Origin of the sequence: Streptococcus oralis, from assembly GCF_026782345.1 — a bacterium.
Classification (GTDB): domain Bacteria; phylum Bacillota; class Bacilli; order Lactobacillales; family Streptococcaceae; genus Streptococcus; species Streptococcus oralis_CK.
Map to the genome: position 1 here is coordinate 1137110 of NZ_JAKUWI010000001.1, position 17649 is coordinate 1154758.

Annotated in this window: 10 protein-coding genes and 1 pseudogene; 5 read left to right on the forward strand and 6 right to left on the reverse strand. The window is 40.2% G+C overall.

Translation table 11 applies throughout. The features are described from left to right. Positions 1–27 precede the first annotated feature (27 nt). Complete coding sequence (locus MK405_RS05570; protein ID WP_268704524.1) at positions 28–1995, reverse strand: peptide ABC transporter substrate-binding protein; 1968 nt, start codon at positions 1993–1995, stop codon at positions 28–30. Between the two features lie 361 nt (positions 1996–2356). On the opposite strand from MK405_RS05570, the gene MK405_RS05575 reads away from it, so the two are divergent. Beyond that, positions 2357–2500 (forward strand): hypothetical protein, encoded by a 144-nt coding sequence (locus MK405_RS05575; RefSeq protein WP_000640659.1) that lies wholly within the window; start codon positions 2357–2359, stop codon positions 2498–2500. A gap of 240 nt (positions 2501–2740) precedes the next feature. Beyond that, positions 2741–3179, forward strand: a pseudogene (locus MK405_RS05580) (IS3 family transposase); the annotation flags it as partial. A gap of 12 nt (positions 3180–3191) precedes the next feature. Here MK405_RS05580 and MK405_RS05585 read toward each other — a convergent pair. Further along, the gene (locus tag MK405_RS05585; protein ID WP_268704525.1) at positions 3192–4802 is read right to left on the reverse strand and encodes a glycoside hydrolase family 13 protein; all 1611 of its coding nucleotides are present in this window, start codon (positions 4800–4802) and stop codon (positions 3192–3194) included. 152 nt (positions 4803–4954) lie between these two features. On the opposite strand from MK405_RS05585, the gene MK405_RS05590 reads away from it, so the two are divergent. Further along, the gene (locus tag MK405_RS05590; protein ID WP_268704526.1) at positions 4955–6439 is read left to right on the forward strand and encodes a DUF1846 domain-containing protein; all 1485 of its coding nucleotides are present in this window, start codon (positions 4955–4957) and stop codon (positions 6437–6439) included. Positions 6440–6536: 97 nt separating this feature from the next. Then, entirely contained in the window at positions 6537–7019 is a 483-nt protein-coding gene (locus tag MK405_RS05595; RefSeq protein ID WP_268704527.1) for an S-ribosylhomocysteine lyase, read from the forward strand. Between the two features lie 164 nt (positions 7020–7183). Here MK405_RS05595 and MK405_RS05600 read toward each other — a convergent pair whose 3' ends face one another. From MK405_RS05600 to pflB, 3 genes are all read right to left on the reverse strand, one after another. Then, complete coding sequence (locus MK405_RS05600; RefSeq protein ID WP_268704528.1) at positions 7184–9289, reverse strand: ATP-dependent Clp protease ATP-binding subunit; 2106 nt, start codon at positions 9287–9289, stop codon at positions 7184–7186. 450 nt (positions 9290–9739) lie between these two features. Then, entirely contained in the window at positions 9740–12805 is a 3066-nt protein-coding gene (locus MK405_RS05605; RefSeq protein ID WP_268704529.1) for a Spy0128 family protein, read from the reverse strand. A 318-nt stretch (positions 12806–13123) separates the two neighbouring features. Then, a complete protein-coding gene (gene pflB / locus MK405_RS05610; protein ID WP_000260616.1) occupies positions 13124–15439 on the reverse strand; it encodes a formate C-acetyltransferase in 2316 nt (771 codons plus the stop codon). A gap of 237 nt (positions 15440–15676) precedes the next feature. Here pflB and dinB point away from each other — a divergent pair, with 237 nt between their 5' ends. Continuing rightward, a complete protein-coding gene (gene dinB / locus MK405_RS05615) occupies positions 15677–16738 on the forward strand; it encodes a DNA polymerase IV (protein WP_268704530.1) in 1062 nt (353 codons plus the stop codon). A gap of 33 nt (positions 16739–16771) precedes the next feature. On the opposite strand, the gene MK405_RS05620 is transcribed toward dinB, so the two are convergent. Further along, positions 16772–17617, reverse strand: a complete 846-nt coding sequence (locus MK405_RS05620) for an undecaprenyl-diphosphate phosphatase (RefSeq protein WP_000280789.1) — start codon at positions 17615–17617, stop codon at positions 16772–16774. Between the last annotated feature and the right edge of the window lie 32 nt (positions 17618–17649).

Consider the following 17649-nt stretch of genomic DNA (forward strand, 5'->3'; position numbering starts at 1 on the left):
GCAATATGCACCTTCCTTTCTTATAGATTATTTAACGTGTTTTTCTAGCTCTTTTTGGTATTTGGCATTTGTCTCGATTTTTTCTTGTTGCCATTTCTTGAAGGCTTCTTCGTATTCTTTTGCAGTCACAACATCATTTTGCAACTCCAAACCTTTGAACACAAATGGGTCGCCCTTGATTCCGACTTGAGAGTATGCTTTTGTGAATGGTACAGTACGGCTAACAGTTGGAGAACCACCTGAAGAAGCAACTGGAATCAAGAGTGAGCTATCAGACACCCAAGCTTGAGCTTTAGCGTATTTTTCATAACGCTTATTGAGGTCGCTGGTTTCAGCTGCAGCATCATCCAAAAGTTTCTTGTATTCGTCCAGTCCAACTTGAGCCATCACTTCTGGATCTTTTCCGCGAGTGATTCCCAAGTGTTTAAGGGCCGATCCCTTCTTGGCATCAAGGATGTTGAGGTAGGTAGCTGGGTCTTGATAGTCTGGTCCCCAACCAGTTCCGTTCAAGTCATAGTCTTTTTGAGATGGCACCTTGGCTTGAGACGTAATGCTCATTTTTTCATTATCTGTCATTTGAAGGACATCGACAATGACATTTTCAGTACCAAGCGATGATTCGATTGACTGCTTGAGTGAGTTGGTTTGTTGAACTGCGATTACATCTGTTTGTTCAACCGGGATATCCAAATGGATTGGGAAGGTAACTCCCTTGCCCTGCAATTCTTCCTTGGCTTTAGCAAAGGCAGCCTTAGCTTTTTCAGGACTGTAAATCGTATCCTTTCCATCTGTAAGGGCTACATCTTTCCACTGGTCTCCATATGAAACAAGCTCTGCCTGCGCCAACTCTCCAAAGGTTTTTTCACCAACTTGAACGTAGTCATGTGGCACTAGGCTGTTACGGATAATCTTGTTCGCACCTTCTTCACCATTCAACTGAGCAGTATAAGAATGACGGTCAAGGGCAAAGTTCAGCGCCTGACGGAAGTTCTTGTTGAGAAGAGCTTCTTTCGTTGATGTTTTTTGAGCTTCGTCTGTTTTGGCTGTTTTATTGTAAGATTGGCGGTTTACATTAACAGTGAGGTAGTAGCTAGTCGCTTCTTGTGGACTGTAAACAATCTTATCACCGTACTCTTGTTTAGTTGACTCAAAGTTTGAGCTTGTTGGGAAGAGACGGGCTGTTGTATAAGCTCCTTGTGTAAAGCTACGAATCAAAGATTCTTGGTCGGAACCATCATAGAAGGTTAGTTTGATGTTGTCAATCTTAACATTGTCCTTGTCCCAATAGTTTGGATTCTTTTCATACTCAATGACTGATTTTGAAGTCAATGATTTCAAGAAATAAGGACCATTATATAGGATACCTGATGGGGTTGGTGCACCATAGTCGCTACCTTTAGAATTCAAAAATTCTTCATTAACTGGAAGCATGGTTGCAGTTGTGACCTTAGAGTTCCAGAAACTTTCTGGTTTGTTGAGCGTGTATTCTACCGTGTAATCATCAACAGCCTTAACTCCTACTGTAGAGAAATCATTGCTCTCACCACTAACATACTCTGCCAAACCCTTGATAGAATCCTGAATTAAAGAAAGGCCATCTGACTTCCCATCAGCAGCATGTTTAAGCCCAGTAACAAAATCTTTGGCCTTAACTTCAGCGTATTCTTCTCCATCAGAAGTATACCATTTTACACCCTTACGAAGTTTGTAGGTGTAAGTCAAACCATCCTTTGAAACAGACCAGTCTTCTGCAAGTGATGGAATTAAGTTCCCATACTTATCATTTTCCAAAAGACCATCAACAACGTTTGCTATAACGTCAGAGGTTGAGCTCTTGCTCGTCACACTATAGTCCAAAGAAGATGGATCCATAGCGTAGACATAAGAGAATGTCTTGGGGGCATCCGCTTTCTTTTCACTTTGCCCACAAGCAGTTAACAGTAGGGCCGCACTCAAAACAGCACCTGCTCCTAAGAGCCACTTTTTCGATTTCATGAGTAATCTCCTTAAAGATAGTGTTTTCACCATTATACCCTATTTTTTCATAAAAGCAAGGACTTTCGACAGATTTTTTAGAAAATTCTAACAAATATTTTTAAAAGGGTTTTCTATATAATTTTCAGCAAAAGAACCTCAAGTGTACTGAACCCCAAACGCCTTTTTACCACTTTCAAATTTTTGGGGAGTTCCCCAATCCCCTCTTCCTACAATTTATTTTTAGCTCTTTTTCTTTACAATAATAATATTTTATGGTAAAATGTAAGCGTATACATAAAAACTAATTCAATAGGTGAACTAATAGAATTCATCACTTTAGTTTTTCGATTCCAATTTGTTTATAGAAAGGAGAATTCTTATGATATATACAAAATTGGTGTTGTTTATTACCTTTCTTGTAATAAGCTTGTTACCTGATAAGATTTTTGGAAAAAATAAAAAAATTTGGAAAATAGTTCTTGCAATATTGATGGCGGCAACAGCATTATCATTTATGTACTAAGTTATTTTAAGAATGTAGGGAAATAAACCCTACATTCTTTCTTTTTAGCTTTTTCCTGTATCACAATGCATTATTTTAAAATACTATATCTTATATTTATTTTTTGAGTATAAAGGAAACTGTCCTAAGAAGCGTGTGGAGTTTACAGTATCAACATTTCCGATGATATCAATTTTCTTGACTTCGCCTACTTTCACACACTACCATGTATATCATCCGTTTTGATTATCTCGCACTTTTATCGCATATAATCTTTCAACTTCACCAAATTTATAACAAGTGAAAGCTATGTTAAACCAGGCCTTCAGTGAGGATCATTACACAAATACGATTCTCCATAGCGATCAAAGTTAGCAATACCAACATGATTCTTATCATCGGTTTCTAGAGAATAAGGAAATTCAGCCATCCATGTCGCGCAAGGGTAACAGCCCAGACAACGGTATGATGGAGTATCTCTTTGGTATTTTGAAATCGGAGATGTTTTTACGGTTATGAGAAGCACTTTAGTTCTTTAGAAGACCTTGAACAAGCAATTGTGAACTACATTAATTACTACAACAACAAACGAATCAAAGTTAAACTAAAAGGACATAGCTCTGTTCAATACAGAACTAAATCCTTCGGAGAAATAAATTGTCTAACTTTTGGGGGTCCGTACAAAGCATCAAAGGCTTGAGGTTCACTTATTTTAATCCGTTAGTTCCACACAGAAGGCATCCCATGGAGCCAAGGTTTGTTTTTCAACTGCTTCTTTAGCAGTAGTGTTTTCAATCAAGATTGACTTAACTCTTCCTTCTACTGCTAAGCCTTGTTTTTCATTGGACAAGTTAGCCACAACTAAGAAACGTCGGTCTCTAACTTTACGAATATAGGCAAAGACCTTATCAACCGTATCAAGCAATTCAAAGTCAGCTCGAATCAGCCAACTGTTTTCCTTGCGGATTTGAACGAGTTTTTGATAAGTATAGAAAATTGAATCTGGATTTGCCAGTGCTTCTTGAACGCTGATTTCTTCGTAGTTTGGATTAACTGCCAACCAAGGTTGACCTGTTGAGAAGCCAGCGTTTTTACTCTCATCCCATTGCATCGGGGTACGGGCATTATCACGTCCGATGACACGGATACTGTCCATGATTTCCTCGAGCGGAACACCTTTTTCAAGAGCTTCACGCGCATAGTTGAGGGATTCAATATCTTCTACTTGATCCAGTGTTTCAAAAGGATAGTTGGTCATCCCAATCTCCTCACCTTGGTAGATATAAGGAGTCCCTCTCATGAGATGAAGCAAGATTGCAAAGGCTTTGGCGGATTTTTCACGGTATTCTTGGTCATTTCCCCAAATAGAGACGATTCGAGGGAGGTCATGGTTATTCCAGAAGAGGGAATTCCAGCCATCTTCAACTCCTAACTCAGTCTGCCATTTGTTGAAGATTTCTTTTAACTTCCCTATATTTAACTCTTTTTGGTAGTGCCACTTAGGTTGCCCTTCCTGATACTGAAGACAGATGTGTTCAAACTGGAAGACCATAGACAATTCTTGTCCCTTTGGATCCGAGTAAAGCTTGGCAATCTCTGGCGTTGCTCCCCAGGTCTCTCCTACTGTCAAGAGATTCTTATCTCCAAAGGTCTCCTGATTCATTTCCTTGAGATAAGGATGGAGCATAGGACCGTTATTAACTACCTTCTCATCAGGAATCTTACCAATCATATCAATGACATCCATACGGAAACCACCAATACCTTTATCAATCCAGAAGTTCATCATCTCGTAAATTTTCTGGCGAAGTTTTTCATTCTCCCAGTTGAGATCGGGCTGTTTCTTGCTGAAAAAGTGGAGATAGTATTGACCTGACTTTTCATCGTATTCCCAAGCAGACCCACTAAAAATGGAATCCAAATCGTTGGGCTCATCACGCCAGATATAGTAGTCTCGCTCAGGGCTGTCAGGATTTTCACAGGCCTCGACAAACCAAGCATGTTCATCCGAGGTATGATTGACCACCAAGTCCATGATGATACGAATATCACGTTTCTTAGCTTCTGCGATCAGTTGGTCCATGTCCTCCATGGTTCCGAAAATAGCAGCAATCGCTTGATAATCAGCAATATCATAACCATTATCATCCATAGGACTGTCATAAACGGGAGAAAGCCAAATTGCTGTGATTCCTAGCTTGGCTAGATAGTCTAACTTACTCGTAATTCCTGGCAAATCACCAATTCCATCTCCATTACTATCCATAAAACTCTTTGGATAGACTTGATAGACTACGGCATTGTGCCACCATTTTTCTTGCATCTTCTTACCTCATTATTTTAATAATCTATAATCTATGATAGCGCTTTTTAAAAGTTAGTGCAAGCGTTTGCCTAATCTTTTTGATTTCTTTTTTAGCTCCGTAGTTTCCTAACTCCCATTTTTTTTATATAATAGAGGTCAGAGGTAAAAAAATGAAAAAACAAGCTTTTAGTTCTGAACAATATTTAAATCTACAACGCGACCACATTTTGGAGCGCATTAACCAATTTGACGGTAAGCTTTACCTAGAGTTTGGCGGCAAAATGTTAGAAGATTTCCACGCTGCTCGTGTACTGCCTGGTTATGAGCCTGACAATAAGATCAAGCTCTTGCAAGAGTTGAAAGAGCAGGTTGAGGTTGTGATTGCCATTAATGCTAGCAACATCGAACATTCCAAGGCACGTGGCGACCTAGGTATTTCTTACGACCAAGAAGTTCTTCGTTTGATCGACAAATTCAATGAACTGGGAATCTTTGTCGGTTCTGTTGTCATCACACAATACGCCGGACAACCCGCTGCAGATGCCTTCCGCAACCAGCTCGAGAAAAATGGAATTGATTCTTATCTTCATTATCCAATTAAAGGATACCCAACGGATATGGACCACATCATTTCTCCCGAAGGGATGGGGAAAAACGACTACATCAAAACCAGTCGCAACTTGATTGTCGTAACCGCTCCTGGACCTGGTTCTGGAAAATTGGCAACTTGTATGTCCAATATGTACCACGACCAACTCAATGGCATCAAGTCTGGTTACGCTAAATTTGAAACCTTCCCAGTTTGGAATCTTCCCCTTCATCATCCAGTCAATTTGGCCTACGAGGCTGCAACCGCAGACCTTGACGATGTCAACATGATTGACCCTTTCCATCTCCAAACCTACGGAGAAACCACTGTCAATTACAACCGTGATATCGAAATCTTCCCAGTGCTCAAACGTATGCTGGAACGCATTCTCGGTGAGTCTCCATACGCTTCACCAACAGACATGGGTGTCAACATGGTTGGTTTTGCTATTACTGATAATGAAGCTGCTATCGAAGCTTCTAAACAAGAAATCATCCGTCGCTATTATCAAACTGTTCTTGATTTTAAAGCCGAAAAAGTTAGCGAAGCTGCTGTTAAGAAAATTGAACTTCTCATGAACGATCTCGGTATCACACCTGCAGACCGTCAGGTTGCTGTCGCAGCACGTCAAAAGGCTGAAGAAACTGGTGGTCCTGCCCTAGCTCTCGAATTGCCATCTGGTGACATTGTCACTGGTAAAAACTCCGAACTCTTTGGTCCAACAGCTGCTGCCTTGATCAATGCTATTAAAAAATCAGCTGACATCGCTAAGGAAGTGAAACTAATCGAGCCTGAAGTCGTCAAACCAATTCAAGGTCTTAAAATCAATCACCTAGGCAGCCGCAACCCTCGACTTCACTCAAATGAAATCCTGATTGCTCTTGCAATCACAGCCATGGAAAATCCTGATGCTGCACGCGCCATGGAAGAACTTGGTAATCTCAAAGGAAGCGAAGCTCACTCAACCATCATCTTGACAGACGAAGACAAGAATGTCCTTCGCAAGCTAGGCATCAACGTAACCTTTGATCCATACTACCAATACGATCGCTTGTATCGCAAATAAAAACTCAAACCTCTCCTTTCTTCTTGGAGAGGTTTTCTCTCTGTTTCAAGAACAGTCTTTATGATATAATGAAAGAAGAAAATTGAAAGGATTTACCATGTCAAAAGAAGTTATTGTCGAAAGTTTTGAACTAGACCACACCATTGTCAAAGCACCCTATGTTCGCTTGATTGGGGAAGAAACAGGGCCAAAGGGAGATGTCATCTCCAACTTTGATATTCGCTTGGTGCAACCAAACGAAGACTCAATCCCTACAGCTGGGCTTCACACCATTGAGCACCTCTTGGCCAAACTCATCCGTACCCGTATTGACGGCATGATTGACTGTTCACCATTTGGTTGCCGTACTGGTTTCCATATGATTATGTGGGGACGTCATACCAGTGCTGATATTGCAGCTGTCATCAAGGACTCACTCAAGGAAATTGCTGAGACCACTACTTGGGAAGATGTTCCTGGAACAACCATCGAATCTTGCGGAAACTACAAGGACCACAGCCTCTTTTCTGCTAAAGAATGGGCGAAACTCATCCTGGAACAAGGAATCTCAGATGATGCCTTTGAACGCCATATCATCTAAACGCAAAAGGAACCAGCTTTTTAGCTAGTTCCTTCTTTTTTATTCTCAAAATTTTGTCTTATACTCAATGAAAATCAAAGAGCAAACTAGGAAACTAGCCGCAGGCTGTACTTGAGTACGGCAAGGCGACGTTGACGTGGTTTGAATTTGATTTTCGAAGAGTATTAGGCTTTTTCACGAATAACTAAACCACCATCTTCCATATCTGCTTCCAGATGTTTGACATCTAGATGATCCAAGTGGAAATCTGTTACCTTATCACGAATTTGTTGTTCAACCACGCGACGGAGAGGACGAACACCCATAACTTCGTCATAGCCTTCTTCTGTGATAAAGTCCTTAGCTGCTTGGCTGACTTCCAAATCAATGTCTTTCTTAGCCAAGGTTTGGTTGACCTCAGCCAACATCAAGTCCACAATCTTAGAAAGATCTTCCTTATTTAAGTGTGAGAACTCGATAACAGCGTTAAAGCGGTTGAGGAATTCTGGACGGAAGTATGGTTTCAAACGATCCATCAATTCTGGTTTGTCCGCATCTTCTGTCAAGTTGGCTTCATAACCAAATCCAGCATTTGATGTCGCGATAATGACAGTGTTCTTGAAGTTCACTGTATTTCCTTGACCATCAGTCAAACGACCATCATCCAAGACTTGGAGGAGAAGGGTGATTACTTGAGGATCAGCCTTTTCAATTTCGTCCAAGAGAATGATAGAGTATGGATTACGACGAACTCGTTCTGTCAAGGTATTGCTATTGTCATCATACCCCACATAACCTGCTGTTGTACCAATCAATTTAGATACAGCTGTGCGGTCACTGTATTCAGACATATCCAAACGGATAATTGCGTCCTTGGTTCCAAACATATCGAGCGCCAATTGCTTAGCAAGCTCCGTCTTACCAACCCCAGTTGGACCTACAAAGAGGAAGCTGCCGATTGGGCGATTGCCTTCATCAAATCCTGCACGGTTACGACGGATAGCACGAGCCACTGCTTCTACTGCCTTATCTTGACCGATAACCTTGTGTTCCAAGCGATGGGCCATATCTTTCAAACGTTCGATGTCTGATGCTCCCATTTGTGAAACTGGGATACCTGTCATTCGTTCCACAGATTCAGCCACATCGTTGATGCTTGCAGTCACTTTCATGTCTTCTGTGTGGTTTTCGACTTTTTTCTCTAATTCTGCAATACGTGTTTTAGCATTGAGAGCTGCTTCAAAGTCTTCTGCCTCAACTGCTTTTTCTTGCTTGTCTTTTTCTGCCTCAATTTCCCGTTCAACAGCATGCACATCTGTTACAGGATGTTGAGCTGCCAAGTGAGCTGCCGTTACATCGACAAGGTCGATAGCCTTATCTGGCAAGCTGCGTTGAGGAATGTATTGGATCGAATAATCCACTGCTGCTTTCAAAACTTCATCTGGCAAGATGACATTGTGGTGTTGTTGATAAAGGTCACGAATTCCTTGAAGGATTTTGAAAGTATCTTCAGCCGAAGGAGCATTGACCTTGACTTCGTTGAAACGACGAGCAAGAGCCGCATTCTTCAAAATCGTGTTACGGTATTCGTCCTGAGTTGTTGCCCCAATAACGGTCAACTCACCACGGGAGAGAGCTGGCTTGAGAATGTCCGCAAGCCCTTTAGAACCACTGTCTCCACCAGTACTACCAGCACCGAGGATTTGGTGAATTTCATCAAAGAAGAGGATAATATTCCCTGCTTCTTTCACTTCGTTGACTAGATTTTGCACATTTTCTTCAAAGCTGCCACGGTATTGAGTACCAGCCTCAAGACCTGAGATATCAATGGAAATAATTTCCTTGTTCTTGATGGCAGCTGGAACATCTCCATTCACAATAGCTTGTGCTAGACCTTCGACAACTGCAGTCTTACCAACACCTGCATCTCCGACCAGAACAGGATTGTTTTTGGTACGACGTGAGAGGATTTCAGATGTTTCTTGAATTTCCTTGTTTCGTCCGATAACAGGATCCAACTTACCCTCACGAGCTTCCGCTGTCAAGTTACGACCTAGTTTAGCAAGGACACCGTCTTGTTTCATACCTGAAACGTGTTGTTGCATTTGTCCATCAACTTCTGCATTTCCTGGCAATTTCCCAGTTGCACGATAGTGAGCAAATTCCTCAGGTGTCACTTCACGTCCATTAATCAAGTAGCGACGATTTTCAGAACTATATCCTCGCATACCTCCCATCAATTGGTTAAATAAATCATCCATGTTGTTAAAGTTATTAAAGTTGTTGTTCATATTCTTTACCTCGTTTATTGTTTATTATTTGCGATCTCTGATATTGACTATCTTTGACCTTTGTTTTAAAAATTTTAGACTAGCTAACTCGCTACTCTACGTATAATTTCTGGTTTTTCTTTCTTAAATAAGCCTTCTATCATCTTCTTTTCAAAATCTGTTAGATTTAACATAGGCCCCACCCCTTTCTAGGGTATCTATCATACATTTTCAATAAATAGAATCATTGAAAATGAAGTTTTCTAAGGAATTCATTTTCCTTATGTTTCTACTATACCACTTTGGTCAGTAAAAGTCAATACCTTTTTGACCAAATTTGACTATTTTTAAAAAATTTTTTGAAACACAAAAAAGCCTCTAGAAAATAAATTTTCTAGAGACTTTCTCTATCAGGTTTAAGAGAGAAGTAGAATTCTCACTTACCAAGTTTCATGTTTCTTCTACGAAAGCTTAAGCTTTACGTTTTACGAAGAATACCAGTCCACTCAATGCCAATACTACAAATCCAATTGCAGAAAGGATAGAGGTTGCTTCACCTGTATTTGGAAGTTCAGCTTGACCTTTTTCCTCAGTTACTGGAGGTGTTGGTTTTAGATCCTCTTTTTGTCCTGGATTAGTTGGTTCTGTTCCTGGAGTTGGATTTGTTCCTGGATTATTTGGCGTTGGATCTGGTGTTGGTGCTGGATTATTTGGAGCTGGATTTGGATTTGGTTCTGGTGTTGGTGTTGGAACAGTGTATTTATTTGTAAATACAACTTCTTTACCATCGGCATACGAAACCTTTGCAGTCAAGAGACCTTGACCATCCGCAACTACAGTGACTGTTACAGTATGCTCAGTCTTATCGTATTCAATACCCTCTTCAGTACCAACTTTTTCAATCAAGGTATAAGTGTGAGTACCTGCTTCTTCGAATGAACGAACAAAGGCTACTTTACCTTCGGCAGTGTTCTTAGTTTCCGCTACAACTGCACCATTTTCTTTCAATTCGAAAGTATAAGCATCAGCCGCAAGTTCTTTACCTTCAAGTTTCTTAGTTGCTTCAATCGTAGCTTCTACTGCTGGTGCTTTAAAGCTATTCGTGAAGACACTACCTGCTGGGTATTCAACAGTTGCCTTCAAGGCATTTGTTGCTGCATCTTTGGTTACTGTTACCACTGCAGTCTTTTCTGTGTCGTAAGTAATACCAGTTGCTCCGGCATTCACTTCTTTTACAGTATAAGTATGAACACCTTCTGCATCATAGTTGATTGCTTTAAATGTTACTTTTCCAGCTTGGTTTGTTTTTGTATCAACTAGTTTTGTACCTTCATACAATTCAAATTGGAATTCACCATCAACCAAAGCACGACCAGTCAATTCTTTCGTAAACTCAAGTGTTGCTGATGTAGCTGTTGGTACTGGTGCTGTATAGATATTAGTGAAGACACGTTCCGCGTCCGCATTTTCTACAGTCGCAACCAATTGACCTTGACCGTTATCTACTACATTCACTTTAACTGTGTAAGATTCTGTTGAGTAGGTCACACCTTTTTCGCTACCTTCTTTTTCAGTGATAGTGTAAGTGTGCTCTCCTGCTTCTGTGTAGTCGACCTTGAAGACAACTTCTCCTGAAGCAGTATTCTTAGCTGTAGCTACAACTGAATCTTTTTCTTTCAATTCGAAAGTATAAGTATCAGCCACAAGGTCTTTACCATTCAGGACTTTCTTAGCTTTGATTGTCGCGCTTGTTGAAGCGGCTTTATAAGTGTTGGTGAAAGTTGGTTCTGCTGAAGTAACAGAAGCTTTCAATACGCCACCTTGGAATGCTGCTGTTACAGTAACTTCCTTGCCTTCCTCATCAAATGTGATACCATCGATTGCTTTTGAAGTATCTTCTTTGATGATGTAGCGATAAGTTCCCTCACCTTTCAACTCAATATTCTCAAAGGTAATCGTTCCGTCAGCTTTTGATTTCGCTGTAGCTACTGGAGTCTTCAAGTTCTCTGCTGTGTATAGGTTGAAAGTAAACTCATCTGCTTTAGGAAGTTTATCTGTACGACCTTCTACCACTTTCTTAGCAGTCACATTGAATACAGCTGGAACTGGTTCATCTTTAAGATTAATAGTAGAACCTGCTGCTCCGAGTTTGACTGTATACTCTTTTTCATCTAGCTTATAGCCAGCTGGAGCAGTCTTCTCTTTGATCTTGAACGTTTTACCTTCCCATTTCTGATCATAAGTTTTAGTAAGCGCTACTCCTTTTTCATTCGTAGTCACTTCTGTTGTTTCACTTGCATCATCTGCTGCTGTCACAGTATAAACTGCTCCTGGAACAGGTGTAAGAGTGAACGCGTCTGTCTTATTAATCTTAATTTGATAAGCAGTAGAAGCCACGATAGTCCCTGAAATCAAGGAAGTAGCTTCCGCTTTCATACTAAGAGCCCCTGGACGACTTGTATTTTGAGCCAGTTTTGTTCCGTCTGCCAGAGACAAGGCTGCGATATTTGCTACTTTAGTACCATCATTCGGAGTGGTAGTACTGTAAGTAACAAAGTAAGATGTCGTTCCATCTTTAAAGGTTATATCGAATGAAGTATAGTTTTCATTCCAATCAACCGTATATTCTTTTCCCTCAGATAATAATACAGCATCATCAGGAACAGCGGACGTTCCACCAGTAATATCCGCCCTGTAAACTCTCAAAGTTTCTGGTATGTATTGAGCAGGAGTATAGGATGTATCGTCGTTTGGAATCGTATCGTGTAGAACAATGTTCTGTCCAAAATCTTGTTTTTCCGTATTTACACGTACCCTCCAGTTTGAAACAGCATCTCCTTTGCTAACTGATCCAATAGCTGCTAATTTTTCAGAAGTCCAATTGTCACGTGATGCCTGACCCCCTGCTTTTGCATAGTTCTCAGTCCCAACTTTAGGACCTGAAATCGTTTTCGAACTATAAACATGTTTAATTTCTTGCTTCATTGAAGAAGAATTAAAATTAATTGGAGTTTTATTTTGATCCTTTAAGAATCTAAATGATGCAGAAAAGTTACCAAATACATCCTTTACTTTGTCTCCTCCAGTTTTAGCCAAGTATTTATCCAGGTTCTTCAAGGTTATCTTTGCCTTGCCACCTTGGTCATTACCATTTGATGTGACTACTGCCTCTCCTATAGCTACTTGAGTAACCGGATCAATCAACTCCTGATTACCATTATAAACCGTCATGGGAGCCGGAATATCAAAAGTAAAATAATCCCCGTTATTCAAGTTCTCATTGTACTGCTTGAGATCGAACGTCACGCGAAGCTTATATGCTAAATTCGTACGAAGCGAGAAATCTCCTTCTGAACTCACATTTTGCTTAGTATCTGAAGCATCTAACAGATCAATACCTGTAATTACTTGTGTCAATTCTTTTGAAACAGGATTATCTGCTTTAACAATGCCTATCAAAACAGATGCTAGGCCTAAAATAGCAAAAGCTAACGCAGAAAATTTAGAAAGCATGTTTAACGCTTTGCTTTTCGACATCTCTTCTCCTCTTTTCTATATGAAATTTTTATTTCTAATCTCCCTAAGAGATTACATCATACCATTTTGACAACCCCTATCACTAACTAGAGTTTATCCATTATATTATAACATCTCAATACAATCTATTCAAGTTTAATAACTAGAAAATATATTTTTATAAGATTTTATTATATTATTCTCTCGAATTTCAACACATTGTCACCAGAATTAACACAATCTCTTAGTATTTTTCATATGATATGTCGAAAATTTATCTTTTAGATATAGAAAAAAGCCAGTCCTATAGACTAGCTTTTTTTCCATTCTAATTGAATATTAGCTCAATGCATCATCCATTGAAAGAACTTCGTGGAAGACACGTTGTGTCAATTCAGTTTTTTGTTCTGGAGTGAGGTATTTAGTGTTTACACAGTATCCTGAGATACGAACGATGACATCTTCGCCATTCATAATCTTGTCATAAACATCTTTCAAGTCCATTACGTTCAAGTTACAGTGTTGTCCACCGTTTTCGAAGTAACCATCAAGGATTGTTACCAAGTTGTCCACTTGTTCGTCACGAGTTTTACCAAGAGCACGAGGTGAAACTTGAGTTGTCAATGAGATACCATCAGCTGCGTAACCAAAGTCAAGGCTAGCAAGTGAGTTCAAGTTTTGCAACCATCCACCTTTAGCTTTGTTAGATGGGTTAGCACCTGGTGAGAAGAATTCAAGTTTAGACAAGTTCACAGAACCATCTTCGTTGAGGTATACACCTTTGTGGACTGGTGAGTTACCAGTTTGTTTAGAGTAAGCAACGTTAGATGTGATGGTCAAAAGTGATACTGTGGCTTCTGCGTTCTTGTAGAGTTTGTGGCTACGTAGACGAGTTGTGTAAGCTTCAATCAACCATTCTGCCAATTCGTTTGAGCGTGGATCATCTTCACCCCAACGTGGGTATTCACCGATTGTTTCGTAATCGTAGATGTAGCCATTTTCGTCACGGATTGGTTTAACGGTAGCGTATTTGATTGCTGACAATGTATCAACAGTGTTGGCAAATCCACAGATACCGAATCCCATGTTTGCACGCTGTTTAGTTGGCAAGAAGGCCATTTGAACCGCTTCGTAGTTGTACTTATCAGTCATGTAGTGGATGATGTTCAAAGCATCTACGTAAGTGTCAGTCAACCAGTCAAGAGATTTTTCAAAGTTCGCTTTAACTGATTCGAATTCAAGAACTTCGTCACGGATTGGTTCGATGTCAAATACCTTGTAGTCTTTGTGAACATCGTCGTAACCACCGTTCAAACCAGTAAGAAGGGCTTTCAATACGTTAACACGAGCACCGAAGTACTGAATGTTGTGACGTTGTTCTTCATTTTCTGGGTCAAGTGGAGATACACAACATGAGATACAGCTCATTTCACCGTATCCGTCTTTAGCCATTGTTGTAACACCTTCATATTGGATTGAAGAGTGTTTGTGGCTCATGTGCATACAGTAACGACGGAAGCTATAAGGTAATTTGTCAGTCCAAAGAACTGTCAAGTTTGGTTCTGGAGAGTTACCGATATTGTCAAGAGTGTTCAAGAAACGGTAGTCCATCTTAGTAACACGGTGACGACCGTCGTTACCCATACCAGCCATAGAAGTTGTGATGAAGGTTGGGTCACCTGAGTACAATTGGTCATAAGCTTTTGTACGAGCAAATTTAACTGTACGAAGTTTCATAACGAAATCATCAACGAATTCTTGGATTTCTGATTCAGTAAATGTACCACGAGCAAGATCACGTTCTGCAAAGATGTCCAATACGATTGGCACACGTCCTAGAGATGTTGCAGCACCATTGATAACACGGCAGACAGCCATGAAGGCGATGTTCACCCATTGGATAGCTTCTTTGACGTTCATCGCTGGTTTGCGAACGTCAACACCGTAAAGGTCACCCAAGCGAACAACTTGTTGCAATGCTTGGTATTGAAGGTTTACTTCTTCACGAAGACGGATTGTTTCTTCATCAATCTCTTTAATTGCATTCCAGTCGTTTACTTTTTCTTGCATCAAATAATCTGCACCGTAAAGAGCAAGACGTGCGTAAACACCAATGATACGTCCACGTGAGTAGGCATCTGGAAGACCAGTTACAGTGTGAGCGTGACGAGCACGACGGATGTTTGAAGTGTAAGCACGGAAGATACCGTCGTTAACTGTTGTTACGTATTTTGTGAAGATTTCGTGAACAGCTGGATCTGGTTCGTATCCATTTTCTTTCAAAGTAGTTTCAGCCATACGGATACCACCTTTTGGCATGAAGTTCAATTTGAAGAGTTCATCGTTTTGGATACCAAAAATCAATTCGTTTTCTTTGTCGATAAATCCAGCAGGAATATCAGCAATAGATGTTGGACGAGTGTCCATTGGGAAACGAGTTTCTTCGTAGTGTGCTTTTGTTTCTTCTACGATTTTTTTGATGTGAAGCGAACGTTCTGTTGGGCCAGCAAGGAAACTTTCATCTCCATCGTAAGGTGTGTAGTTAGCTTGAACGAAGCGAGAAATACTTGCTTTTTCTTTCCAATCTACGCCTTTGAAGCCTTCCCAAGCTTTATCAAAAATATCTTGTGCTTCAACAACTGTCTTAACAACCATGTTAATGTCCTCATTTTTCTTTCTAGTAACAGCTATCTGTTACATTCATAAATCAAGTATACCACACAGTAACCGATTTCAACAAGGATAAAATAGCCTTTTTAACGCTTTCTTTTATAATACAGGCTGTTTTTTGATATTATCTGTATTATATTTTTGAAAGTTAGACTACTCTTTTCCATTTTTTCAGAAAAAACGGTATAATGAGAAAGAAAATACGGCTAGAAAGGAAGCTAAATGCTCATATTTCCATTGATTAATGATTTGTCTAGAAAAATCATCCATATCGATATGGATGCCTTTTTTGCTGCGGTGGAAATCAGAGATAATCCTAAGTTAAAGGGTAAACCTGTCATCATTGGGAGCGATCCCAGACAAACAGGTGGTCGAGGTGTCGTTTCTACCTGTAGCTATGAGGCGCGAGCTTTTGGTGTTCATTCAGCCATGAGTTCTAAAGAGGCATATGAGCGCTGTCCCCAAGCTATCTTTATCTCAGGAAATTATGAAAAGTATAAGACTGTGGGACTTGAGATTCGTGCTATTTTTAAACGCTACACTGATTTGATTGAACCTATGAGTATTGACGAGGCATACTTGGATGTAACGGAAAATAAACTCGGTATCAAGTCAGCCGTCAAAATAGCCCGCCTCATCCAACAAGATATCTGGCAGGAGCTGCACCTGACTGCTTCGGCTGGCGTTTCTTATAACAAATTCCTAGCTAAAATGGCTAGTGACTATCAAAAGCCGCATGGTTTAACAGTTATCCTCCCATATCAGGCTGAGGATTTTCTCAAACAAATGGACATTGCTAAATTCCACGGTGTGGGCAAAAAAACAGTTGAACAGCTTCATGAAATGGGCATTTATACTGGTGAAGACTTATTGGCTGTTTCTGAAGTCACTTTAATCGATCGGTTTGGCAGACTCGGTTTTGATCTTTATCGAAAGGCTAGGGGCATTCATAATTCACCGGTCAAGGCCAATCGTATTCGCAAGTCCATTGGCAAGGAAAAAACCTACGGAAAGATCCTACAAGTAGAAGAAGACATCAAAAAAGAGCTGACTCTTCTCTCCGAAAAGGTAGCTCACAATCTCAGTCAACAAGGCAAAGCTGGAAAAATCATTATCCTCAAAATACGATATGCTGACTTCTCTACTCTAACTAGACGAAAAAGTCTCCCACAAGCAACACAGGACGCTAGTCAGATTTCTCAAACTGCCCTTCAACTCTACGAAGAACTGGCTGAAAAAGAAAAAGGCATTCGTTTGCTAGGAGTCACAGTAACAGGATTTTAAAAAGCTTGAAGGAAGATTCCCTCAAGCTTTTTCTTATACAAATAAACGCACAAAACTATAGAGCAACAAGACACTACCGAGTACGATACGGTATTTACCAAAAAGTGTAAAGTCGTGCTTCTTCACATAACCGGTCAAGAAGCGAATAGCAACCATGCTGACCGCAAAGGCAACTCCCATAGCAACCAAAAGCAAGAACAGTTGTCCAAAACTCAAGAGTTGACCTGCTTTTATAAATTTGAAAATTTTTAAAGCACTAGCCCCAAACATAACAGGAATTCCGAGGTAGAAGGTAAACTCTGTTACGACAGAGCGACTCGTTCCATTTAACAAACCACCGACAATCGTCGCACCTGAACGGCTCGTTCCAGGAAAGAGGGCGAGAACTTGGAAGAGCCCAATGTAAAGGGCTGTTTTATAAGGTAACTTGTCTAGCTCTGTTACTGTTGGTTCAATGGCTTGCGCCTTATTTCGTTTTTCAAGATAGATAAAGGCAACACCATAGATAATCAACATAATCGCAACTGAAACCATGTTATGGAAGTTGGCATCAAACCAATCATCTAGTTTAAAAACCAATAGCAAAGGCAAGGTCGCAACCAAGACTTTTGACCACAATTGCCAGGTTCTACGAACCTCAACCTTAGTTTTACCAGGTTTGAAAGGATTGAGCTTGTTAAAGTAAATCACCATAACCGCTAAGATAGCACCGAGCTGAATGACAACATTAAACATGGACATGAAGGCTTCATTTTGGTCCTTGTATTGTACAAATTCTTCAACCAAGATCAAGTGGCCCGTACTTGAAATGGGCAACCATTCTGTAATTCCTTCAACAATCCCAAAAAAGATCGACTTCAAAATTTCAATAAGATACATGTATTACTCCTTTTTCTGTCCTCTATTATAGC

What these genes read in the sequence shown, in the direction of transcription:
- MK405_RS05570 (WP_268704524.1), bottom strand. Translation starts at nt 1,995, where the DNA reads ATGAAATCGAAAAAGTGGCTCTTAGGAGCAGGTGCTGTTTTGAGTGCG.
- MK405_RS05575 (WP_000640659.1), top strand. Translation starts at nt 2,357, where the DNA reads ATGATATATACAAAATTGGTGTTGTTTATTACCTTTCTTGTAATAAGC.
- MK405_RS05585 (WP_268704525.1), bottom strand. Translation starts at nt 4,802, where the DNA reads ATGCAAGAAAAATGGTGGCACAATGCCGTAGTCTATCAAGTCTATCCA.
- MK405_RS05590 (WP_268704526.1), top strand. Translation starts at nt 4,955, where the DNA reads ATGAAAAAACAAGCTTTTAGTTCTGAACAATATTTAAATCTACAACGC.
- MK405_RS05595 (WP_268704527.1), top strand. Translation starts at nt 6,537, where the DNA reads ATGTCAAAAGAAGTTATTGTCGAAAGTTTTGAACTAGACCACACCATT.
- MK405_RS05600 (WP_268704528.1), bottom strand. Translation starts at nt 9,289, where the DNA reads ATGAACAACAACTTTAATAACTTTAACAACATGGATGATTTATTTAAC.
- MK405_RS05605 (WP_268704529.1), bottom strand. Translation starts at nt 12,805, where the DNA reads ATGTCGAAAAGCAAAGCGTTAAACATGCTTTCTAAATTTTCTGCGTTA.
- pflB (WP_000260616.1), bottom strand. Translation starts at nt 15,439, where the DNA reads ATGGTTGTTAAGACAGTTGTTGAAGCACAAGATATTTTTGATAAAGCT.
- dinB (WP_268704530.1), top strand. Translation starts at nt 15,677, where the DNA reads ATGCTCATATTTCCATTGATTAATGATTTGTCTAGAAAAATCATCCAT.
- MK405_RS05620 (WP_000280789.1), bottom strand. Translation starts at nt 17,617, where the DNA reads ATGTATCTTATTGAAATTTTGAAGTCGATCTTTTTTGGGATTGTTGAA.